Below are 21,334 nucleotides of genomic sequence, written 5' to 3'. Positions count from 1 at the left end.
ACTCCCCGGAAAGGCCATGGAAATACAGCCCAACCATCGAGCTAATCCGTTGATTCAATGGTGAAGCGGTGTCCAGGTCCCTAGGATCACGGGCACCGCCTATCCGTATCCCGTGAGGCACTCATGACGAAGCTCGGTCGGCTCTACTCCCTCTTCGACACCGTCACCCTGCCGGAGAACCTGCCCTACACCCAGTGCAGCGCCTGGGAGCTGCAGTTCCTGTACCTGGTGGGCCGGCACCATCTCACGGGCCGGGACCGGATCGTCGAACTGGGCTCGGGGGGCGGCGGATCGACGTACGCGCTCGCGCTCGGCCTGAGCGAGAGCCCCGTGTTCGACCAGAAGAGCGGGCGGCTGCACGCGTACGACTTCTTCCGGGTCGGCAAGGGCACGTTCGCCTCGGAGAAGTTCTTCGACTCCGGTCACCGGCCCGCGGACGACAACTCCTTCCTGGACGACTTCAAGGGACGCCTGGAGCCGTTCCTGCCGTTCCTGGAGATCCACGCCGGTGACCTGTGGCAGACCTCGGACCCCGAGGACACCAGCCCCGTGGAGTTCCTGCACATCGACATCGCCAAGACGGCCCGGGTGTTCCGGTGTGTGTCGGAGCGGTTCCTGACCCGGATGCGGCCCGGGACGGTCGTCCTGCACCAGGACTTCGCCGGGCCCCGGCTGCCGTGGCTGCACCACAGCACCGGCGCGCTGCTGCCGTACATCGAGATCGCCGGTCCGCCGATCCGCTCCACCCTCGCCTTCGAGGTGACGAAGCCGATCCCCTCGGACGTCCTCGCGCGGATCACCGAGGACGACTACACCGTCGACGAGAAGCTCGCCCTGATCTCCGCCGTCCAGGAGAGGATCGACCGCGACCACACCGGCGGCATCCCCTTCAAATCCGTCCTGGAGCTGTCCAAGGCGTATGTCGCCCACTACGACGGCCAGCACCGGCGGGCCTGGTCGATCGCCAAACCGCTGACCTCCGACGAGTACCTGAGCCGCACCCGCGCCGACCACTTCGAGCAGCTGCGCAAGGCGTACGAGAAGGAGTCGCCGGGCGGTTCGAAGCTGACCCGGCTGCTGCACAGGGCCGTCGGCCGCTGAGCTGTCGCATGATGGCCCCATGGACACGGACGCGGACGCGGCGACAGAGGCGGGCTGGCAGAAGGCGCGGGACGACGGGCGCGTACGGCCGGAGCTGCTGGACCTGGCCTACGCGGAACCCCGGCTGCGGCGCCGGTTCCCCTGGGTCGGTATGGGGGAGCTGCACTTCAGCCGCACCGCGGAGCAGCCGTGGACGTGGGACATCCCCTTCGTCCTGTCCGAGTACGGGGGCACGTACTTCGTCATGGGCCCGTCCCGGCAGGAGTCGTTCGGCCGGGTGACGACGGCACGGGAGGCCATCGACCTGGTGCTGGAGCACCTGCCGGACGAGTGAGGTGCGGGCCCCCCGTGCCGTGGGGGCCCGCCGTCTCTCAGCTCCCCAGGATCACCCGGAGGTCGGCCGCGTTGGCCTCGGTGACCTTCCACAGCTCCTGCTGGCGGCCGTGGACGTCGGCGACCGTCTTGGCGTGGTCGGCGAGCAGGTCGCTCGCGCGCTCGACCAGCCGGGCCGCGAGGTGGCGGTCGTGGACCGAGACGCCCCACTCCGGGCGCTCGATGTCCCGCAGGAAGTACGCCATCTTCGGGTGCGAGATCAGGCTGATGACGGGCGTGCCGACGCCGAACGGGATCATCCCGGCGTGGCCGCGCATGCCGATCACCAGCTTGGTGCGGGCGTACAGCTCGCGGATCTGGTCGTTCTCGAAGTCGTACATCGGGATGACCGGCAGCGAGATGCCGTGTTCGCGGCGCAGATCGAAGGCGATCTTCTCGTCGTCGAGCGAGTGCGCCACGCACTGCACCTCGGCGAGCTTCCCCAAGTCCCGGACAGCCTGGGCCATTTGGGCGAGGAAGTAGCCGTAGTCGTGGCCGAAGCGCAGACCCGCGCGGTCGTAGGCCGCGTTGACGAGGATCGTGTTCTCGCGCTGGACCGGGTCCTGCCAGCCCGCGACCAGCTGGCGCATGACCGTGGTGGGGCAGGGCTGGAAGCGCACCTTGTCGTGCAGGCGCGACGGCAGCATCGCGCGGACCTTCTCGATCGAGCCGTGGTTGCGCAGGCCGAAGAAGGCGGAGCGCTCGACCAGTTGGAGGAGCGAGTCGCGGAAGCGGTTCGCCCGGTAGGACTGACCGTCGAAGGCGTTGAAGCCCACGGCGAAGACCGCGATCGGCACGTCGATGCGGTTCAGGAGTTCGTCCGGGACGTTCCACTGCCAGGCGCTGTTGCCGTTGGGCATGGTGTCCGGGATGAAGAGGCCGCCACCGCCGATGACCAGGCCCCGCCGCGCGTTGACCCGCTCCAGCGCGGCCTCGTCGAAGAGGCGGTGGGCGTGGACCGAGTGCCAGCGCCGTGAGGTGACGTCGGGGTCGAAGGCGAGCCGGACGGTCTCCGGGAGGAGCTTGTCGCCCGCGTTGCCCTGCCGGTCCATGTAGAAGGCGACGTGGGCGAGCTGGTCCTCGGCACTGCCCCGCTCCTGCGAGGGGACGGCGCCCGCGCGCTGCGCCCACAGCCGGCTGGAGCGGTGGGTCGGGTCGACGGTGATACCGGCGGTGGCGTACCGCAGGGACTCCGTGTTGTCGCCGTGCACCCACGCCATCTGGGCCAGCCGGGCGTACGCCGTGGCGGCCCGGTTGGGGGCGGCGGTGGCCAGCAGCAGCTGGGCCTTCGCCTCCTCGTAGCGGGAGACGCTCATCAGGGCGTGGCCGAGGACCTCGTGCGGCCACGCCTCGTCGAGCGGGATCCGGACGCCGGACAGGACGTCGACGGCGTCCTGGTAGTCGCCGTTCGCGATGTGCGCGGCGGCGACCTTGCGGGCCACCTCGACGTCGCCGGTGCGCCGGACGTGCGGGGTGCCGAAGTGGACGACCAGGTCGTGGTGGAGGCCGCCGCTGGAGGCGAGGTAGGCGCTCTGGAAGTCGGCGTCCGACAGCTCGAACTCGCGCCAGCGCTCCTCCGCCTGGCTGTATCCGGCCTCGCCGCCCTGCCAGGGCTTGTGGCGGCCGGTGAAGTGCAGGATCGCGGTGTCCTCGGGGACCGGCAGGTCTCCGGACAGCCGCCGCTTGACGAAGTTGTAGCGCGGGTCCAGGCGCACGAAGTCGCCGTCGAGGACGGCGTTGAGGATGCCCTGGTCGTGCTTGTCGAGCTCGTAGTCGCCGCTGCGGCCGCACCGGTCGAGCCGGGCGCAGAACTCGTCGCTCAGGTACTCGCGCTGGATGACCAGAAGCCCCGAGTTGAGCTTGTGCTGCCCGTAGAAGAACTGCGGGACGGCCGCCAGCCCCTCGCGCAGCTTCAGGAGTTCGCTCAGGTCGCTCAGGACCACCATGTCGGTGTCGAGGGTGATGATCGTGTCGTACTCGCGGATCCTGAACACGTCGAGGATGAAGTACGCCTTGCGGACCAGGTAGTTGTCCTGGTCGCCCTTCTTGTACGAGTCGTAGTGCGTGTCGCCCACGCGCTTGAGGACGATCCGCGGGTGCAGGGCGCGGATCCGCGCGATCGAGCCGGGGCGCAGATCGTCGTAGAGGACGACGAAGTCCTCGCACACGCCGGGGTTGGAGAGCGCGAGGCTGCGCAGGAGGGTCAGGAACCCGGGCAGGTAGTTCTCGTCGACGTAGGACGCGAAGGCGATGCGGCGCTTGCCGGTGAGCGCGTGCGCGTCGGTGGCGGGGGCCTGAGTCGCAGGCAGGGCAGTGGTCATCGCAGGGAGATCCTCATGTCGGTCACGCTCTGGGCCCGCTGCATGACCCATGCCTTCTCGCTGGTGTACTCGTGCACGGACGTGATCGCGAGCTTCATCGCCTCCTGGACGCGGTAGGCGCCGCTCTCGTAGAAGTCGAAGCCGATCAGGTCCAGGGTCGGGCTGACGTCCAGGAAGTCCAGCAGGTACAGCATGTTGAAGCCGGTGGTCGGGATGCCGGACCAGACGTCGGTGCCGAGCCTGCCGATGTTGCGCACGGGCCAGCGCAGCGACTCGTCGCCGAGGTGGGTCTGGGCGCCGGGGACGAGCCGGTTGCGCAGCGAGTACTTCCAGTCGCCGGAGATGCCGCCGAACACGAGCCGGGTGTCGACCTGTTGGTCCCAGTTGAAGCCGTGCTTGTGGATGGTGGCGTGGATGTCGGTGCGGCTGCCGGTGTGCTTCGGGTCGATCCGGTACGAGTTGAAGCGGACGACGAGGTCGTACGCGTCGATCTCGGCGCCCATCGAACTGGCGCCGACCCGCCCGGAGTTGGCGATCAGACAGATCGACTTGCCGGCGATCCGGTTGCGGAACTCGCCGAGGCTGATCCACTGCACTCCGCCGACGGTGGGGTCGGTGACCGGGCCGCGCATCCGGTTGCGGCGCTGCTCGGCGTAGAGGGCGAGGGCCTCGGTGAGGGAGGCGAGGTCCGTCGACTCGGTGGTGCGCAGGTCCAGGTACTGGCTGAGGAGTTCCTGCCGGTCGGCGACCGGGGCGCCCTCGGCGGCCAGCGTCAGGAGCGCTCCCACGAGACGCGGCTCGGCCTCGGTCCAGTCCCCCACCGCGTGGGCGGCCAGGCCCTCGGCCCAGACGTCGGTGGCGGCACGGCGGGTGAACTCCGCGGCGCGCGGGCTCTGCCGCTTCAGCAGCGCGAGCAGCTCCCGCTCCTTGTCGGCCGCGACACGCAGACCGGCGATCTTGGCGCGGACGCCGAAGCCGTCGTCGTCGGTGAGGGCGAGGTACTTCTCGTACGCCTCGACGGCCTCGGACTCCTCGCCGAGGGCCTCCAGAAGCCGGGCGCGCAGCCGCCATCCCGCACGGGAGTTCTTGCGCTGGGCGAGGACGGTGTCGCTGATGACCAGGGCGAGGTCCAGCTCGTCGTCGTAGCCGCACTCGAGCGCCTTGTTGGCGACGGCGAGCAGCGCGTCGAGGAGCTCGCCCGGGATCGCGGAGGCCGGGGTGGCGGCGCCCTTGACGGCCCGCTTGAGCAGCGCGGTGGCGCCGCCGGCCGGGGCGGGCACGGGGGCGGACGTGGCCGTCGTGCCCCACACCACGAGCAGCTTGCGCAGCTGCTCCGCGAGTTCGACGCGGCGCCGGTCGATGCTGCCGACGACCTTTCCGCTGTGCACCGCGCAGGCGCGCAGGCAGTCGTCCAGCTCCCCTCCACGCGCCCGTGCACGTCTCTTCTGGACCGTCGTCATGGCACTCCTGTTTGTCTTCTTACCAAAGTTCAGGCGAGTTCTTGGGCTTTACCGCTTGTGTGGGGGGATTCTGAGGGAATTTAGGAAGCCAAAACGACATCCAGGTGAACTCACCGGGACCGTGCGGCCAATCGTTGGATCGCCCGCCAAGACATCCCTGTGATTCGGACTAATGTCCCTGTGTGCACCCGTAGGAACAGCTGTATCGAGGGGATATCCGTGACCACGACGACGGTCCGCCAGGTGATCGACACACCCCGGCCGCCGGACCGGACAGCTCCCCGTGAGACCCGTCTGCGGGCCCTGGACGGACTGCGTCTGGTGGCCGCGCTGATGGTGGCGGCCTACCACTACGGCGGCCGGGGCGGCGAGGTCACTACGGCCTGGGGAAGTTCCCCGAAAGACCAGTTCCCGACGCTGAGCGGGTATTTCGCATACGGCTGTCTCGGCGTGCAGGTCTTTTTCGTGATCAGCGGATTCGTGATCTGCATGAGCGGCTGGGGCAGACCGCTGAAGTCGTTCTTCGCGTCCCGCGCGTCCCGGCTGCTGCCCGCGTACTGGGTGGCGGTCGTGCTCGTCACGGCGGTGTTCGCGCTGCCGACGGTCGCCTTCAAGGCGGTGGCACCGAGCGACGCCCTGGTCAACCTGACGATGCTTCAGCAGCCGCTGGGCGTCGACCGGGTGCTGGGCGTGTGCTGGACGCTGTGGGCGGAGGTCCGCTTCTACGCCCTGTTCGCCCTGTGCGTGGTCCTGCCCGGGGCCTCCCGGCGCCGGGTGATCATGTTCTGCGCGGGCTGGACGCTGGCCGCGGCGATCGCGCAGGCCTCAAGGGAGCCGCTGCTCGACATCGTGCTGATGCCCGAGTACGCCCCCTTCTTCATCGGCGGTGTCGGTCTCTACCTCGTCCACCGCGACCGGCGGGACGTCTACGCGTGGGGCATCGTCGCCGTCAGCTTCCTGATCGGGCAGCACTACGCGGTCCGCGGCCTGTGGAACGCGGCCGACCCGAACGCCTTCGCACACCGCACCACCCTCGGCATCGTCCTCGTCGTCGCCTTCGGCTTCCTCGCCGTCACCGCGATCGCGCTGGGCTGGCTGAACCAGGTGAACTGGCGCTGGCTGACGGTGGCCGGGGCGCTGACGTACCCCTTCTACCTGGTCCACGAGCACCTCGGCTGGGTGGTGATCCACGCTCTGCACACCGGGCTCGGGCTGCCCTCCGCGGAGACGTTCGCGCTGACGGTCACCTCGATGCTGCTGCTGGCCTGGCTGATGAACCGCTACGTCGAGAAGCCACTGACCCCCAAACTGCGTTCGGCCTTGGCCAAGGCCCGCTGAGGTTGTTCACCGGACGTTCAGCGCGGGGAAAACTGGGGCGGGCTCCAGCGAGCAGACATGCTCCATGGCCAACGCACAGCAGACATACACGTACCCCGGCGAACTGGGCGACGTACCGGGCTGGTTCCCTCCCCTCGACCAGGTCCTGTTCACCTGGCTCCTCGACCGGCAGCGGACGCGGGGCTTCGCCGGCGACCTCCTGGAGCTCGGCGCCTACATGGGCAAGAGCGCGATCCTGCTCGGCCGGCACCTGGAGGAGGGCGAGCGGTTCACGGTCTGCGACCTCTTCGGCGGCGACGCCCCGGACGGGGCGAACAAGGCCGAGACCGCGAAGTCGTACGCCTCCCTCACCCGGCAGGCCTTCGAGCGGAACTACCTCTCCTTCCACGACACCCTCCCGAGGGTGATCGAGGCGCCGAGCTCGGTGATCTCCTCCGAGGTCGCGGCGGGGAGCTGCCGGTTCGTCCACATCGACGCCTCGCATCTGTACGAGCATGTCCGCGACGACATCGGTGCGGCTCGGGAGATCCTGCTGCCGGAGGGGGTGGTGGTCCTCGACGACTTCCGGTCCGAGCACACGCCGGGGGTGTCGGTCGCGGCGTGGGAGGCGGTGCTCAATCGCGGGCTGCGGCCGATCTGTCTCAGCACGCAGAAGCTGTACGGGACGTGGGGTGATCCCTCGTCGGTGCAGGAGGAATTGCTGGAGATGCTTCGGGGGCGGGCGGACTGCGGGGTGAGTGTGCAGCGAGCGGCGGGGCATCGGTTGGTCCGGGCTAGGTCCACGGGGGTGCGGGGGCCGGAGTTTCCCAAGTCGCGGCACTTCGTCGCTCCGGAGCCGGTGCCGGCGCCGGTGCCTGGGCGGCGCCGTTCCCCTGCCCGCCGTATCGCCGTGGATCTGTTGCCGCCGGTCATCACGCGGGCCGTGCGGAAGGTTATGGCAAGCCGCGCCTGAGTGGTCTGCTGCGGGGACGTTGTGGCTGGTCGCGCAGTTCCCCGCGCCCCTATGGGGCGCGCTTGCCGTACCGCGTCTCAATACCCGCTACCACCAGACCCAGGCCCTCCTCGAAGTGGCGTTCGTAGTCCGCGAAGATCTCCGCGCCCGCCGCGGCCGACAAGGGGAAGTCGGACATCAGGCGGGCGCGTTCGTCGATGTCGTAGCCCTCGCGGCGTTCGCCGGGGAGGGGCTCGACGCCCTGTTCCTCGATGACGTAGCCGAGGGTGTAGAGGTACGTCGTCGAATAGGCCCTGACCGCTTGGGGGAGGGTGAAGCCCGCGGACAGGAACAGGCGCAGGTTGTCCTCCATCGCCTCCACATGCACGAGGCTCGTGAAGCGTGAGCCGCTGAAGACCTTCGCGCCGTCGCGGTAGCCGAGCAGGGCGGCACGCAGCCCGCGGTTGGCCTTCAGCAGCCGCTCCTGCCAGGTGTCGTCGGCGTCGAGCGGAATGCCGGCGATCATGCGCCGGTACATCTCCGTCGCCATTTCGTCGAGCAGCGCCTGCTTGTCCTTGAAGTGCCAGTACAGGGCGGGCGCCTTGACGTCGAGTTCCTTGGCGATGGCACGCAGGGTCAGCCCGTCCAGGCCCACCTCGTTCAGGAGCGTGAGGGCCGTGGCCGCGACCCGGGTGCGGTCGAGGGGCACGCGTCGTTCCGTAGTCACGCTTGACAGCTTAACGCCGTTAAGGGCACGCTCGTACCCGACGGAACTTAACAGCGTTAAGGAGAGTGGTCGCATGCGTACCGACACGCAGACCGACGTACTGATCGTGGGCGCGGGCCCGACCGGTCTCGCCCTCGGTATCGACCTGGCCCGGCACGGGGTGGACGCGCTGGTGGTGGAGAAGGCCGAGAAGCTCTTCCCCGGCTCGCGCGGCAAGGGCATCCAGCCGCGCACCATGGAGGTCTTCGACGACCTCGGCGTCCTGGACGCGATCCACGCCGTCGGCGGCAGCTACCCGGTCGGGATGGTCTGGCAGGACGGCAAGCAGGTCGGCGAGCACCAGATGTTCGAACCGGCCGAGGCGACGGAGGACTCCCCGTACAACGCGCCGTGGATGGTGCCGCAGTGGCGGAGCCAGCAGATCCTGGCGGCGCGGCTGGCGGAGCTGGGCGGCGAGGTCGCCTTCGGACGCGAGCTGACCGGTCTCAGCCAGGACGGGGAAGGAGTGACGGCCCGCTTCACGGACGGCGAGGACGTCCGGGCCCGCTATCTGGTGGCGGCGGACGGCGGCCGCTCGGCGGTGCGGCGGGCGCTCGGCATCGGGATGACGGGCGAGACGGTGGACCCGCAGCCGATGCTGGTGGCGGACGTACGCCTGACCGGCCTGGACCGCGACTACTGGCACGTCTTCCCGCCGAGCGCGGAGGGCGACGGCTTCCTGGCGATCTGCCCGCTCGCGGGCACGGAGGACTTCCAGGTGACGGCCCAGTTCCCCGCGGACACCGCGGTGGACGTGTCACCTGACGGCATCCGCAAGGTGGTCGCCGCCCGCTCCCACCTCGCCCCCTCGGATGTGACGGAGGTCCGCTGGGCCTCGGACTTCCGGCCCCGCATGGCCCTCGCGGACCGGTTCCGCGAGGGGCGGGTGTTCCTCGCGGGCGATGCCGCGCACGTGCACTCACCGGCCGGCGGGCAGGGACTCAACACCAGCGTGCAGGACGCCTACAACCTGGGCTGGAAGCTGGGCGCGGTCCTGCGGGGCGGCGCCTCGCCGACGCTGCTGGACACCTACGAGGAGGAGCGGCGCCCCGTCGCCGCGGACATGCTCGGCCTGTCGGCGAGCGTCCACCGCGGGGAGACCCGGCGCGGTGACGCGACCCGTCAGCTGGGGCTGGGGTACCGGGACTCCTCCCTCACCCGGGAGACGAGGGCCGCGGCGACCGGGGTACGGGCGGGCGACCGCGCACCGGACGGGCCGCTGGGCGGGACACGGCTCTTCGACGCGTTCCGGGGACCGCACTGGACGCTGGTGGCGGTGGGCGGCGAGGCGCCGGATGTGCCGGAGGCGGTCAAGGTCGTACAGGGAGACACACAGGCTTCGTACGGGACGGGCCTGTTCCTGGTACGCCCGGACGGCTACGTGGGCTGGGCGGGCGAGACGGCCGACGGGCTCGGGGAGTACGTGGCGCGCCTGGGCCTCTAGTCACACGCCGCCGGCGAGCGACAGCTTCACCGCGAACCCCAGGAACAGCGCCCCCGCCGCCGATGTCGCCCCCGCCGACAGCCGCCTCCGGCGACGGAACGCGTCCGCCAGCCTCGTCCCGCTGAATATCAGCGCGGTGAGATACAGGAAGCTCGCGAACTGCGCGAGCACACCGAGCACGACGAAGGACAGGGCCGGGTACGCGTACCCGGGGTCGACGAACTGCACGAAAAAGGCGACGAAGAACAGGATCGCCTTGGGGTTGAACAGGCTGATGACCAGGGCACGGCGGTAGGGCCGCTCATCGGCGGCACCGGGTTCCGCGACCGCGGCCGCCTCCCCTCGCGCCCGCCACATCCCCCACGCGGCCCGCAGCATCCCGACCGCCAGCCAGGTCAGGTACCCGGCGCCCGCGTACTTCACGATCCCGAACAGCACGGCGTTGGCCTGGAGCAGCGAGGCGACCCCCGCGGCCGACAGCGTCATCAGCACGGCGTCCCCGCACCACACCCCGGCCGCCGCCGTGTACCCCGCCCGCACCCCGCGCCGGGCGGCGACGGAGAGCACGTACAGGGAGTTGGGCCCGGGGAGGAGAACGATCAGGACAAGGCCCGCGAGATAGGTGGGGAGGTCGATGACACCGAACATGAAAGCGAGTGTCGCACGCTAGAACGCGTCCGCCGGAACGTAGGTCCCCCAGATCTCCCGCAGCGCGTTGCACACCTCGCCGACCGTGGCCCGGGCCCGTAGCGCCTCCTTCATGGGGTACAGGACGTTGTCCTCGCCCTCGGCGGCCTTCTTCAGGGCCGTCAGGGCCGTGTCCACCGCCCGCTGGTCGCGCTCGGCGCGCAGCCGGGCCAGCCGCTCGGCCTGCTGGGCCTCGATGGCCGGGTCGACGCGCAGCGGCTCGTACGGCTCCTCCTCGTCGAGCCGGAAACGGTTGACGCCCACGACGACCCGCTCGCCCGAGTCCGTCTCCTGCGCGATGCGGTACGCGCTGCGCTCGATCTCGTCCTTCTGGAAACCGTGCTCGATGGCCGCCACCGCACCCCCGAGATCCTCGACCCTGCGCATGAGGCCGAGGGCGGCCGCCTCCACGTCGTCCGTCATCCTCTCGACGACGTACGACCCGGCGAACGGGTCGACCGTCGCCGTCACGTCCGTCTCGTACGCCAGGACCTGCTGGGTGCGCAGGGCCAGCCTCGCCGACTTGTCGGTCGGCAGCGCGATCGCCTCGTCGAAGGAGTTCGTGTGCAGGGACTGCGTGCCGCCCAGCACCGCCGCCAGGCCCTGGACGGCGACCCGGACGAGGTTCACCTCCGGCTGCTGGGCCGTCAGCTGGACCCCGGCGGTCTGGGTGTGGAAACGCAGCATGAGGGACTTGGGGTTCTTCGCGCCGAACTCGTCCCGCATCACACGCGCCCAGATACGCCTGGCCGCACGGAACTTGGCGACCTCCTCCAGGAGCGTCGTACGGGCCACGAAGAAGAAGGAGAGACGCGGGGCGAAGTCGTCGACGTCCATTCCGGCCGCCACCGCGGTGCGGACGTACTCGATGCCGTCGGCCAGCGTGAAGGCGATCTCCTGCGCGGGCGAGGCCCCGGCCTCCGCCATGTGGTAGCCGGAGATCGAGATGGTGTTCCACCTCGGGATCTCGGTCCGGCAGTACTTGAAGATGTCGGCGATGAGCCGGAGCGAGGGCTTGGGCGGGAAGATGTACGTCCCCCGCGCGATGTACTCCTTCAGCACGTCGTTCTGGATCGTGCCCGTCAGCTGCCGCGCCGGTACGCCCTGTTCCTCCGCCACCAGCTGGTACATCAGCAGCAACAGGGCCGCGGGCGCGTTGATCGTCATCGACGTCGAGACCTGGTCCAGCGGGATCCCGTCGAACAGCACCCGCATGTCCTCGACCGAGTCGATCGCCACCCCCACCTTGCCGACCTCGCCGTGCGCGATCGGGGCGTCCGAGTCGTGGCCCATCTGGGTCGGCAGGTCGAAGGCGACCGACAGACCCGTCGTGCCGTGGGCGATCAGCTGCCGGTAGCGGGCGTTGGACTCCGTCGCCGTACCGAAGCCGGCGTACTGGCGCATGGTCCAGGGGCGGCCCGTGTACATCGACGGGTAGACGCCGCGGGTGAAGGGGTACGCGCCCGGCTCGCCCAGCTTCTCCACGGGGTCCCAGCCGTCCAGGTCCCCGGGACCGTAGACCGGTTCGATGGGCAGTCCGGACTCCGACTCGCGCGCCATGGTGTGCCGCCTCCCGCTGGGAAATCACTCGCCGGTCGTTCACCACCATGCCGTGCCGTTCGCAACCAGTCATCCGCGGGAAGCCATCTCTGGTGACACAAGTGGTGAATAGGCGGGGGCGGACATGCGTACAGAGGGCATGAGGAGAGCGATCGCCGCGCTGGTGGCGGTGGCGGCCGTGGGCGGCTGCACCGTGCAGGCGTCCGACGGCGACGGGAAGGGCCCGGTGCGGGTCGAGCTGCCCAAGAGCTCCCCCTCGTCCTCGGCCGGCGCGAAGGACGACCAGCCCGGTGCCGAGCCGACGAAGGCCCCGCCGAAGGTGCTGCTCTCCCCCGGCGACACGGGCCGTGACGTCCGTGAGCTGCAGGCCCGGCTGCGACAGGTGGCCTGGATCTTCGAGGGACCGACCGGGACGTACGACGGGACGACCGAGGAGGCCGTCAAGGGGTTCCAGGGCAAGCGCGGGCTGCCGAAGACCGGCGAGACCGACACCGTCACCTGGCAGCGGCTGCTGAGGATGACGCACGAGCCCGGCAAGTGGGAGCTGTATCTGATGGGCGGACAGCCGGCCGACAAGCCGGACGCGCGCTGTCTGACCGGCCGGGTGCTGTGCATCAGCAAGTCGAGCCGCACCTTGCGCTGGATGGTGGACGGGCGGACCGTCACCACCGTGCCGGTGCGGTTCGGCTCGGAGTACACACCGACCAGGGAAGGCGTGTTCAGCGTCTACTGGAAGTCGCGCCACCACGTCTCGACGCTCTACGACTCACCGATGCCGTACGCGATGTTCTTCAGCGGCGGCCAGGCGGTGCACTACTCGTCCGACTTCGCGGCCCGGGGCTACGCGGGCGCCTCGCACGGCTGCGTCAACGTGCGGGACGAGGCGGTGATCGCGGAGCTGTTCGACGAGGTCCGCGACGGCGACAAGGTCGTCGTGCACTGGTGACCTGTGGGGCGCGGGCGGGACCGGGGGAACGTGTCCCGCCCGCGCCGAGGTGCACGAGCCGTGAGTACGGGGGGAACCCCGGCTCTGTGCGACGGCCGATGACCAGTCGGCTCACTCATCTCAGCGCCACCGCGGCCGAAAATGTCACACCGGTCGCGAAAAAAGTTCGACAGCCTGGGGAAACGCAGGTCACAGGGCGGAGTACGACGGGTTGGGCGACGGTTCGGGGACGGCGGCGGCGCGTTTCGGCCGCAACGTGGCGTCGTCCGACGGGGACGGCGAGGGGGTGGCGAGGCCCCCGTTCTGGTGGTGGTCGTTGCCGTGACCGTGGCCGTCGCCGTGTCCATCGCCGCCGGAGACCCCGTGGTGGCTGTCGTCGTCGCCGCCCGGACCGTCCGGGTCCTTGTCCGAGTCCTTGCGGTCGTCTTCCCGGCGGGCCTGGCCGTCGGAGGTGTTCAGGACGTCGTTGCAGTACTTCCACACGCGCGTGGAGCCGCCGGCCAGCCCTTCCAGGGCTCGTCTGCGGTCGGTGGAGAGCCGCCGGCCGTCGCGGATGTCGCGGCAGGCGGACCGGGCCCCGTCCCATGAGGAGCCGAAGCCTTCCGTCGGGCCGTGGCCGTCGGGGTCGGCGCTCGGAGCGCCGCCCGCGTCGTTACGCGGGGCGGCTCGATCGGGGGAGGCGCCGACGGAGCCGTCGGGTGTCGGCTCGTCCTTCGCGGCGCCGTCGGGCGTCGGCGACACCAGCGGACGGTCCGGCGTGACGGCGGCCGACACCGAGGCTCCGGGCCGCGGTTCGTCGTCCCCGAACGGTGTCGGCAGCATTCCGGTTGCCGCCGCGGCGACCACTCCACCGACCATCCCGAACGCCACCACGGCGGCCAGCCCGACCCGCACGGTCCGCCGGTGACGGGGGCGCGGGGCGCGGTGGCCGGGGGCGCCGATGCGGATGAGCCCGGCGTCGGCGGAGGAGGCGTGGCCGGGGGTGGCGTGGCCTGGGGTGGCGGCAGTTGTCGCGCGGTCCGCGTGGGCCTTGCGGAAGGCGGCCAGGGCGGCGGCCTCGCCGGGGAGTTCGGCGCTGTTCATCGGGGGTTCGACGGAGAGTGCGCCGAGGGTCTTGGCGAGGCGCTCGGCGTCGTCGCGGTCGGCGGGGTCGACAGCGTTGTCCAGTGACTCGCCGCGCAGCAAACGCTCCGCCGTTTCGCGGTCCAGCCACCCGTACTGCTTGTCGGCCATCACATGTCCTTCTGCGTCCGCGGACGCGTATGCGTCACACTCGCGGACGTCACCGCACGAGTGTGCGGTTCTCGCTGGGGCGGGAGCGCGTCGAGTACGCCGTCCGCTTCCGGATCGCCGCCGAGCAGTTCGGCGAGCCTCTTCAGACCCCGGTGCGCGGCGGTCCGTACGGCACCCGGCCGTTTGCCCAGCGTCTCCGCGGCGGTCTTGGCGTCGAGGCCCACCACCACCCGCAGCACCACGGCCTCGGCCTGGTCCTGCGGAAGACGGGCGATGAGGGAGAGGGTGCTGTCGGTGGCCAGGGACTCCATGGCCTCGCCCGCGGTGTCGGACTCGCCGGCCTTCCCGGTCAGCTCGGTCTCGTCACCGCCGATGGCGGGGCGGCGGCCGCGCATCCGTATGTGGTCCAGGGCGCGGTTGCGCGCGATACGGGCGGCCCAGCCGCGGAACCGGTCCGCGTCCCCGCTGAACCGCTCGAGGTCCCGGGCGATCTGCAGCCATGCCTCGGAGGCGACGTCCTCGGCGTCCGGGTCGCCGACCAGCGTCCGGACGTATCCGAGCAGCCGTGGGTGCACGGCGCGGTACACAGTCCGGAACGCGGTCTCGTTCCCGTCCTGTGCCGCAAGCACCGCGGCGGTCAGCTCCGCGTCATCCCCCAGCACGCATGGTTCCTCAGTAGATGGTCGCGGCCCCGGTGCCGCCTGCGATTGCGGTGATCTCTCGCTTCCGCGCTCGGCGCGAAAGGCACGTTACGACCTGAAACCGCTGCTCGTCCATGTCCGTACAGGATGCAACTACCTCGTGATGGGGCGGGTACTCCCCGGGTGTGACAGAAAACGCATCCATGGCGCTGTAGGAAGTACGGGTCGCCGCGCGGCCCGTGCCGCGCGACGGCCGGGGCCTCTCCTGTGGGGGGTGGCGGCCCCGGCCGTTGCTTTGGCCGCGGGGTCCTGCCGGGCTACTGCTTCTTCTTGCCGGCCGTGTCGTCGGCGTTCTTCTCGCTCTTGTCGGGCTTGTCGGGCTTGTCCGTCTTCTCGCCCTGTGCCAGCCGGTCCGCGCAGTACCGCGCGACGTTCCCCTCGCCGCCCGCCGCGTCCACGAGCCGCTGCCAGGCCGTGGAGTTCAGCGCGTTGCCGCGGCCCCGCACCTTGTCGTAGGCGCGGCAGTGGGCCTCGGTGTCCTGGGCGGTGACCGGGCGGTCGGGCCGCGCGGAGGGGCTTGCGGGGACGGGTGCCGTGGTGGACGGCCGCCGGACCGGGGCAGATGTCTGTGGCCGGGGCGGGTCCTTCTTCTCTGCCTCGGGCGACGAGCCGCCCGTGTCTCCCGTGCCGATCGTGGCGAACGCGACGCCGCCGAGGGTGAGGCTGGCCAGGAACACGGAGAGCGTGGTGCGCAGCGAACGGGACAGCCGGCGCTGCTCCCGGGGCCGCCAGTCGTCCCGGCGGCGGGTGCGGGCCCGGTGCGCCCCGGCGTCGCGGGCGGCCCGGAACGCGGCGACGGCCTGCCGCTCGCCCTCGGCACCGGCGGGGTTCGCGCGCGGGCCGGTGTTCTCGCGCATGGCGGCGGCGAGCAGCGTCTCCAGGCCGTCGGCCCCGCCGGTGTCCGGGGAACCGGTACCGCCAGGGTGCACATGCCGACGGCCGGGGACCCCGCCGCCGCTCCGCCCTTCACCCATGCCCGTTCCCGTCCCTGTCCCTGTCCGGCCTGTCGCCGTCGTCGTCCTTCACTGCTTCGACTCCCCCAGCGTCCGGGGATCGTCATCCGTCACACTCTCGACGCCCAGCTGCTGGGCCAGCCGCTTCAGCCCCCGGTAGGCGGCGGTCCGCACCGCGCCCGGCCGCTTGCCGAGGACGCGGGCGGCGGCGGGTCCGTCGAGGCCGACGACCACCCGCAGCAGCACGGCCTCCGCCTGATCGCGGGGCAGGCCCCGGACCAGCTCCAGGGCGTGGTCCGTGGAGATGGACTCCAGCGCCTGGTCGTGGGTGCTGTGCGGGCCCGGCAGATCCAGTACGTCCTGCTCCAGCGCCGCCGACCGGGGCCGCACCTTCAGCCGGCGCAGATGGTCCAGCGCCCGGTGCCGGCCGATGGTGGCGGTCCAGCCGCGGAAGCCCGCCCCGTCGCCCTTGAACCGGCCGAGGTCGCGGGCGATCTCCAGCCAGGCGTCGGAGGCCACGTCCTCGGCGTCGTCGCCGACGATCCCGCGGAGGTAGCCGAGCAGACCGGGCTGCACGAGCCGGTACGCGACCGCGAAGGCGGCCTCGTCACCTTCCTGGGCCCGCGCGACGGCCGCGCCAAGCTCCCCGTCGTACGCCTGCACGCGGCGGGGTTCCCCTCCTCGACCCAAGAACTGTCCTCGTTCGTACCGGTTCGTGGCGGTCCGGAACTGTTCTACGCGACCGCCCCCTGCGGGGAGTCCCCCCACGGTCAACAGCGCCGGACGCCACAAATGTGTCACTGCGCCCCGCGTGTCGCGGGGGCGGCCGTGGACGCTACGGGCTTCCCCGGTCCGCCGCGTCCACGACCTGGTCAGGTGAGGGCCTGTGCCGTGCTCGGCTCCGCCCGGTGCAGGATCAGCATGTCCGCCACGAAGCACGTGACCTCGCCCTCCCGGTCCCGGCCCACCCACACCGGGTAGGAGCCGTCGCCCCGGCCGCTCGGGTAGGCGACGAGGTTGGTGCCGTTCGCCGGGTCGTCGACGACCGCGACACCGTGGGCGTCCTCCTCCTGCGTACCGGCGACGAGGCCGTCCCAGTACCGGCGTCCGAGGTCGGGGGCGGCGGTGGCGTCGGTGAAGGCGGCGGTACCGGCGTCGACCCCGAAGCCGTAGAACTCGCCCTCGCCCAGCAGCCGTTCGTCCTGCCCGTCGAGCAGCGCGGCCTCCCAGCGCACGGCCGGCCGGCCGGAGACCAGGACGCGCGCGGCGACGTACTCCTCGAACCTCGCGGCGGCGCGGGCGATCTGCACCGGGTACCTCCCGGGCGCCACGGTCGCGGTGAACCCGGCGTCCTCGTCGCTCGCCCCGTACGTGGGGTCCTTCGCCACCAGCCGCCCGCTGGGCAGCAGCAGCGTCCCCGCCTCGATCGGCTCGCGCACGGTGTACTCGCCGTCGGGTGAGGAGAACCGGGTGCCCGCGACGAACAGTTCGGCCAGATACGCGGGCCGCATCCCTTCGGGCGCCCGCCAGTTGGGCTCGACGGTCTCGCCCCGCGGTACGTCCGTGATCTCCCGCAGCTCGACGCGGTCCGCGCCCTCGATGCCCAGCGGCGCGAACAGCCGCTCCCAGCACCCGAACCGGGGTACCTCGAACCACCGCTGCTCGTCCGGCACCTTGGCGGTCGTGTGCCGCGCGCCGCCCTTGTCGCCCTGTGGCTCGACGACCTCGGAGCCCCGCCCGTCCGGCCACAGCGTCACCGTGACCCGCCCCGCGTCCGGCGCGAACTCGGGCGCCAGGTCGTCCGGGTAGGCCCACGCGCTCCGGCGCCGCAGGAAGAGCCGGTCGGCGTCCAGCTGCCGCAGGTCGACCTCCAGGAAGCGCCGCCCCTGGGCGTCGTACACGGCTACGCCGAGGAAGTTCCGCGCCCGCGCCACCTGCGCCACGACGGCCTCGGCCCCGCCGGTCTGCCGCAGTACGACGGCGTACGGCTGCCCCGCCGCGTCCCGCGCCGCCGCCTCCTCGGGACCCATCGGCCCGAGGACGGACCCGGCGTCCCAGCCCGTGCCGTACGCGATGTCGATGGTCCGCCTCACGCCGCGCTCCTTCGCCGGGCCCGCCCGTGCAACGTCAGATAGAAGGTCTGCAGGGACTCCTCGGGGCCGCCCGCCTCGAAGCGGTTGAGGACCTTGCCGAGGGGGTTCCAGACCCGGCCGTCGGGCATCCGGACGCCGACCGGCTGACCGAAGTACCCGCGCTGCGCCTCGTCCAGATCCACCCACACCGCGCCCGCCCGGCGCACCAGCACCTCCCCGACGTAGGCACCCAGCGCGAGCAGCGGCCCGCTCACCCGCTCCCGGTCGGCGCCCCCCTTGCGCAACCCGTCGACCAGGAAGTCGACGACCCGCAGGCTGGCCACGGAGTAGTCCAGCGGCAGCCGGTTGCGGGCGGTGACCCGGGCGACGAACTCCGCCGCCCGTGCCCGCATCCCGCTCGCACACGGCACCCGCTCGGCCTGCTTCTCCATGGGCCCCACCCCTTCGTTCGGCTTGCACTCCCCGCTGTCCCAGCGGATGCCGCCCCGGGAACATCACGCGTCACGGGCGTGGCCCTTCCCACACAGATGTCTCACAGACTCCGTGCAACCTTTTGTTTTCTCGTACGTCCCGGTCACGGAACGCGTGATGTTTGGCCAAAGCTGCGCGCTGTCTGTAGGTGCTGCCCAAGTGGCGGCCGATACGACCGTGTTCATCTTTCAGGGGTGGGATTCTTGAATCCTCGCAACAGCCGTGCGTACAGACCGCTCAGTCTCAGAAGACGGGCCTGGCTGACCGCCGGGGCCGTTCTGCTGAGCGGTGCGGGCATCGCCACGTACGCCATGGCCGATCCGGGAGCGCAGTCCGACAGCAAGGCCGGGGGACGTGAGGCGGCCGTCCACTCGCTCAGGCTGCAGAGCGAGGGCGCGGGCCGCAAGGGGCTCGACCGGCGGGAGACGGACCGGTTCAGCGCGGTCCTCGTCACCTGGGACAACCCCGACGCGAAGTCCCCGGGCACGGCCGAAGTGCGCACCCGGGACGCCGAGTCGGGCACGTGGTCGGGCTGGCAGAAGCTCCGGGACGACCCGAGCCAGGCCGACGGCGCCGAGGGCGAGCGGGCCGCGCTGCGGGGCGGTACGGAGTCGTTGTGGACCGGTGACTCCGACGGCGTCGAGGTGCGCATCGTGAACGCGGACGGCACGGAGGCGGGCGGGCAGCCGGCCGGGATGGACGTCAAACTCCTCGACCCCGGTACGGATCCCGAGGGCAGCGGGGTGGAACCGGCGGTGTTCGTCGCGGAGACCCAGACGCCCGCGGCGGTGACGACGAGCACGCCGACGGCGACGGCGACCGAGAGCCCCACGGCCGACCCGACGGAGACGGTCACACAGACGCCGAGCGGCACTCCCTCGGAGTCGGCCTCGGAGTCGGCCTCCCCCACCGCGTCCCCCTCCCCCACCTCCACCGTCCCCGCCCCGCGCGCCTCCACGGTCGTGAAGCCACCGATCATCACCCAGGCCGAGTGGGGCGCCTCCACGGACTACGACGGCACACCCGGCTACGGCACCGAGATCAAGGCCGCCGTCATCCACCACACCGGCATGGACAGCGACAACACCCTGTCCTGCGCCGACTCCCGGGCCCGGCTGCGCTCCATCCAGCAGGAGCACTTCGCGCGCGGCTACTACGACATCGGCTACAACTTCGTCGTCGACAAGTGCGGCCAGATCTTCGAGGGCCGCAGCGGCGGCACGGACCTGCCGGTGACCGGCGCGCACGACATCGGGTTCAACACGAACACGGTCGGCATCTCGTACATCGGCAACTACGAGAGCGCCAAGCCGAGCAAGGCCGCGCTCGACGCCATCGCGCGGATCGTGGCGTGGAAGTTCGGGATGTACGGCATCGACCCGACCGGCAAGGTCACCCTGGTCTCCGGCAGCGACGCGGGCGTCGACGGCAACAAGGTCGCCAAGGGCTCCTCGATCACGCTGCCCCGGGTCTTCGGGCACCGGGACACCAACGCCACGGCCTGCCCCGGCGCCAACCTCTACGCGAAGCTGTCGAGGATCGCCACGCTCGCGAAGACGCCGGGCATCTCGCACGCCCTCCCCACCTCCGACTACCAGCGCGACGGCGTGACCGACCTGGTCACGGGCGTACCGAAGGCGAACGCGGTGAAGGTGATCCCGGGCAGCGCCGACGGACCCGTCACGGCGTCGAAGGTGACCCTCACCCAGAACAGCGCGGGCGTCCCCGGTTCCTCCGAGACCGGTGACGCCTTCGGCACCTCGGCCGCCTGGGGCGACGTCAACGGCGACGGCTACGCCGACCTCGCCGTCGGCTCCCCCGGCGAGGACGACACCAGCGGCAACGCCGACCGGGGCAACGTCACGGTGATGTACGGACCGGCGCTGGACACCGGCTTCTCGTACACCACTTCGGGCGTCACGGCGGCCGGTGCCAAGCTCGGTTCGACGGTCGCCGTCGGTGACTTCGACGGCGACGGCAAGGCCGACGTCTTCTCGGCGGGCACCGGCAAGGGCGGCAACTGGAACGCACGGCTGGGCGCCGGAAAGTACACGTACGGCACCCTCACCTCCGCCTCCGGCGCGGTCGCCTACCTGGACGCCGCGACGGGCGACTTCAACCGGGACGGCTACGCGGACGTCGCCCTCAACTACCGCGACACCGGCTCCATCGGCCGCGTGGTCCGCTTCGCGGGCTCGGCGACCGGACTGACCAAGGCCGGCGTGATCTCCGTCAAGGGCGGCCGGTCCATCGCCGCCGGTGACGTCAACGGCAACGGCTACGACGACATCGTCATCGGCCAGCCGGTCGCCGCCGAGTCCGGCGGGAAGTCGGGCGGCCAGATCACGATGGTGCCGGGCACGTCGACCGGCTTCACGACCACGGGCATGACGGTCATCCACCAGGACACGGCGTCCGTCCCCGGCGGCGACGAGTCCGGCGACGCGCTCGGCAGCTCGGTCTCCGTCAGCGACTACGACGCCGACGGCTACGCGGACGTCCTCGCGGGCGCCCCGGGCGAGGACCTGGTCCGCGACGGGGTGAACCGCACCAACGCGGGCAACGCGATCCTGGTCAAGGGCACGGCGTCGGGGCTCACGGGCGCCGGCTCGGTGGCGGTCTCGCAGGACACCTCGGGCATCCCCGGGTCCACCGAGACCGACGACCGCTTCGGCTCCTCGGTCTCCCTGACCGACCTCTCCGGCTACGGCCGCGCCGACCTCACCTTCGGCGCCGACAACGAGGACGCCGGCGACGGCATCCTCCTGCACCTGCCGAGCAGCGGCACGGGCCTCGGGTACGCGGACGCGGTGATCTACAGCAGGACCACGCTGGCGACACCGACGGACGCGCGGCTGGGCCAGGTGCTGGCGCCGTAAGGCACCGGAACGGTTGCTGGGGCCCCGTGCAGTGGGCGGGGCCCCAGCAGTCTCAGTGAGCGGTCCGAGGAGCGGCCC

General features: G+C 71.2%; 18 protein-coding genes. 7 read left to right on the top strand and 11 right to left on the bottom strand.

Annotated features, from left to right (window positions below; genetic code table 11):
* Positions 1-123: 123 nt before the first annotated feature.
* Together OG381_RS28955 and OG381_RS28950 are read left to right on the top strand one after the other, a co-directional pair.
* The gene (locus OG381_RS28955) at positions 124-1,101 is read left to right on the top strand and encodes a hypothetical protein (protein WP_327719008.1); all 978 of its coding nucleotides are present in this window, start codon (positions 124-126) and stop codon (positions 1,099-1,101) included.
* 19 nt (positions 1,102-1,120) lie between these two features.
* Positions 1,121-1,435, top strand: a complete 315-nt coding sequence (locus tag OG381_RS28950; protein WP_327719007.1) for a DUF6193 family natural product biosynthesis protein — start codon at positions 1,121-1,123, stop codon at positions 1,433-1,435.
* Between the two features lie 37 nt (positions 1,436-1,472).
* On the opposite strand, the gene OG381_RS28945 is transcribed toward OG381_RS28950, so the two are convergent.
* Together OG381_RS28945 and OG381_RS28940 are read right to left on the bottom strand one after the other, a co-directional pair.
* On the bottom strand, positions 1,473-3,794 hold the full coding sequence (locus OG381_RS28945; RefSeq protein WP_327719006.1) for a glycosyltransferase: 2,322 nt from the start codon (positions 3,792-3,794) through the stop codon (positions 1,473-1,475).
* Positions 3,791-5,254, bottom strand: coding sequence for a tetratricopeptide repeat protein (locus OG381_RS28940; RefSeq protein WP_327719005.1), 1,464 nt, complete (start codon positions 5,252-5,254; stop codon positions 3,791-3,793). Before OG381_RS28940 ends, OG381_RS28945 begins: the two co-directional genes overlap by 4 nt.
* A gap of 219 nt (positions 5,255-5,473) precedes the next feature.
* Between OG381_RS28940 and OG381_RS28935 the strand changes: the two genes are divergently transcribed.
* Positions 5,474-6,592 (top strand): acyltransferase family protein, encoded by a 1,119-nt coding sequence (locus tag OG381_RS28935; RefSeq protein WP_443061942.1) that lies wholly within the window; start codon positions 5,474-5,476, stop codon positions 6,590-6,592.
* Positions 6,593-6,656: 64 nt separating this feature from the next.
* Positions 6,657-7,544 carry a class I SAM-dependent methyltransferase gene (locus OG381_RS28930; protein WP_327719004.1) on the top strand — a complete coding sequence of 296 codons (888 nt, stop codon included), beginning with the start codon at positions 6,657-6,659 and terminating at the stop codon, positions 7,542-7,544.
* Positions 7,545-7,593: 49 nt separating this feature from the next.
* On the opposite strand, the gene OG381_RS28925 is transcribed toward OG381_RS28930, so the two are convergent.
* On the bottom strand, positions 7,594-8,250 hold the full coding sequence (locus OG381_RS28925; protein ID WP_327719003.1) for a TetR/AcrR family transcriptional regulator C-terminal domain-containing protein: 657 nt from the start codon (positions 8,248-8,250) through the stop codon (positions 7,594-7,596).
* A 73-nt stretch (positions 8,251-8,323) separates the two neighbouring features.
* Here OG381_RS28925 and OG381_RS28920 point away from each other — a divergent pair, with 73 nt between their 5' ends.
* Positions 8,324-9,733: an FAD-dependent oxidoreductase gene (locus OG381_RS28920; protein ID WP_327719002.1), complete on the top strand. Its 1,410-nt coding sequence runs from the start codon at positions 8,324-8,326 to the stop codon at positions 9,731-9,733.
* Here OG381_RS28920 and leuE read toward each other — a convergent pair whose 3' ends face one another.
* Together leuE and OG381_RS28910 are read right to left on the bottom strand one after the other, a co-directional pair.
* A complete protein-coding gene (gene leuE, locus OG381_RS28915) occupies positions 9,734-10,381 on the bottom strand; it encodes a leucine efflux protein LeuE (protein ID WP_327719001.1) in 648 nt (215 codons plus the stop codon).
* Between the two features lie 18 nt (positions 10,382-10,399).
* Positions 10,400-11,980 (bottom strand): acyl-CoA mutase large subunit family protein, encoded by a 1,581-nt coding sequence (locus tag OG381_RS28910; RefSeq protein ID WP_327719000.1) that lies wholly within the window; start codon positions 11,978-11,980, stop codon positions 10,400-10,402.
* 139 nt (positions 11,981-12,119) lie between these two features.
* Between OG381_RS28910 and OG381_RS28905 the strand changes: the two genes are divergently transcribed.
* Complete coding sequence (locus OG381_RS28905; protein WP_327718999.1) at positions 12,120-12,926, top strand: L,D-transpeptidase family protein; 807 nt, start codon at positions 12,120-12,122, stop codon at positions 12,924-12,926.
* A gap of 189 nt (positions 12,927-13,115) precedes the next feature.
* On the opposite strand, the gene OG381_RS28900 is transcribed toward OG381_RS28905, so the two are convergent.
* The 6 genes from OG381_RS28900 to OG381_RS28875 all read right to left on the bottom strand — a co-directional run bounded on the left by OG381_RS28900 (position 13,116) and on the right by OG381_RS28875 (position 18,337).
* Positions 13,116-14,159 (bottom strand): hypothetical protein, encoded by a 1,044-nt coding sequence (locus OG381_RS28900; protein WP_327718998.1) that lies wholly within the window; start codon positions 14,157-14,159, stop codon positions 13,116-13,118.
* Positions 14,159-14,821 (bottom strand): RNA polymerase sigma factor, encoded by a 663-nt coding sequence (locus OG381_RS28895; protein ID WP_327718997.1) that lies wholly within the window; start codon positions 14,819-14,821, stop codon positions 14,159-14,161. Before OG381_RS28895 ends, OG381_RS28900 begins: the two co-directional genes overlap by 1 nt.
* A 296-nt stretch (positions 14,822-15,117) precedes the next feature.
* Positions 15,118-15,834: a hypothetical protein gene (locus OG381_RS28890; RefSeq protein ID WP_327718996.1), complete on the bottom strand. Its 717-nt coding sequence runs from the start codon at positions 15,832-15,834 to the stop codon at positions 15,118-15,120.
* Between the two features lie 48 nt (positions 15,835-15,882).
* The gene (locus OG381_RS28885; protein ID WP_266822883.1) at positions 15,883-16,503 is read right to left on the bottom strand and encodes an RNA polymerase sigma factor; all 621 of its coding nucleotides are present in this window, start codon (positions 16,501-16,503) and stop codon (positions 15,883-15,885) included.
* 182 nt (positions 16,504-16,685) lie between these two features.
* The gene (locus OG381_RS28880) at positions 16,686-17,906 is read right to left on the bottom strand and encodes a DUF4241 domain-containing protein (protein ID WP_327718995.1); all 1,221 of its coding nucleotides are present in this window, start codon (positions 17,904-17,906) and stop codon (positions 16,686-16,688) included.
* Entirely contained in the window at positions 17,903-18,337 is a 435-nt protein-coding gene (locus OG381_RS28875) for a hypothetical protein (protein WP_307026764.1), read from the bottom strand. The genes OG381_RS28880 and OG381_RS28875 overlap by 4 nt, the downstream gene beginning before the upstream one ends.
* Positions 18,338-18,688: 351 nt before the next feature.
* Here OG381_RS28875 and OG381_RS28870 point away from each other — a divergent pair, with 351 nt between their 5' ends.
* Complete coding sequence (locus OG381_RS28870; RefSeq protein WP_443062050.1) at positions 18,689-21,256, top strand: N-acetylmuramoyl-L-alanine amidase; 2,568 nt, start codon at positions 18,689-18,691, stop codon at positions 21,254-21,256.
* Positions 21,257-21,334: the final 78 nt, after the last annotated feature.

The sequence above is a fragment of the Streptomyces sp. NBC_00490 genome (assembly GCF_036013645.1).
Classification (GTDB): Bacteria; Actinomycetota; Actinomycetes; order Streptomycetales; family Streptomycetaceae; genus Streptomyces; species Streptomyces canus_F.
The sequence above is the reverse complement of the archived record's forward strand: the minus strand, read 5'-3'. Positions and strand labels throughout refer to the sequence as shown.

Bases quoted from the DNA above. Each gene is read 5' to 3' on its own strand.
- OG381_RS28875 (WP_307026764.1), bottom strand. From the start codon at position 18,337: ATGGAGAAGCAGGCCGAGCGGGTGCCGTGTGCGAGCGGGATGCGGGCA.
- OG381_RS28910 (WP_327719000.1), bottom strand. From the start codon at position 11,980: ATGGCGCGCGAGTCGGAGTCCGGACTGCCCATCGAACCGGTCTACGGT.
- leuE (WP_327719001.1), bottom strand. From the start codon at position 10,381: ATGTTCGGTGTCATCGACCTCCCCACCTATCTCGCGGGCCTTGTCCTG.
- OG381_RS28870 (WP_443062050.1), top strand. From the start codon at position 18,689: ATGGCCGATCCGGGAGCGCAGTCCGACAGCAAGGCCGGGGGACGTGAG.
- OG381_RS28955 (WP_327719008.1), top strand. From the start codon at position 124: ATGACGAAGCTCGGTCGGCTCTACTCCCTCTTCGACACCGTCACCCTG.
- OG381_RS28945 (WP_327719006.1), bottom strand. From the start codon at position 3,794: ATGACCACTGCCCTGCCTGCGACTCAGGCCCCCGCCACCGACGCGCAC.
- OG381_RS28900 (WP_327718998.1), bottom strand. From the start codon at position 14,159: ATGGCCGACAAGCAGTACGGGTGGCTGGACCGCGAAACGGCGGAGCGT.
- OG381_RS28905 (WP_327718999.1), top strand. From the start codon at position 12,120: ATGAGGAGAGCGATCGCCGCGCTGGTGGCGGTGGCGGCCGTGGGCGGC.
- OG381_RS28950 (WP_327719007.1), top strand. From the start codon at position 1,121: ATGGACACGGACGCGGACGCGGCGACAGAGGCGGGCTGGCAGAAGGCG.
- OG381_RS28920 (WP_327719002.1), top strand. From the start codon at position 8,324: ATGCGTACCGACACGCAGACCGACGTACTGATCGTGGGCGCGGGCCCG.
- OG381_RS28930 (WP_327719004.1), top strand. From the start codon at position 6,657: ATGGCCAACGCACAGCAGACATACACGTACCCCGGCGAACTGGGCGAC.
- OG381_RS28890 (WP_327718996.1), bottom strand. From the start codon at position 15,834: ATGGGTGAAGGGCGGAGCGGCGGCGGGGTCCCCGGCCGTCGGCATGTG.
- OG381_RS28940 (WP_327719005.1), bottom strand. From the start codon at position 5,254: ATGACGACGGTCCAGAAGAGACGTGCACGGGCGCGTGGAGGGGAGCTG.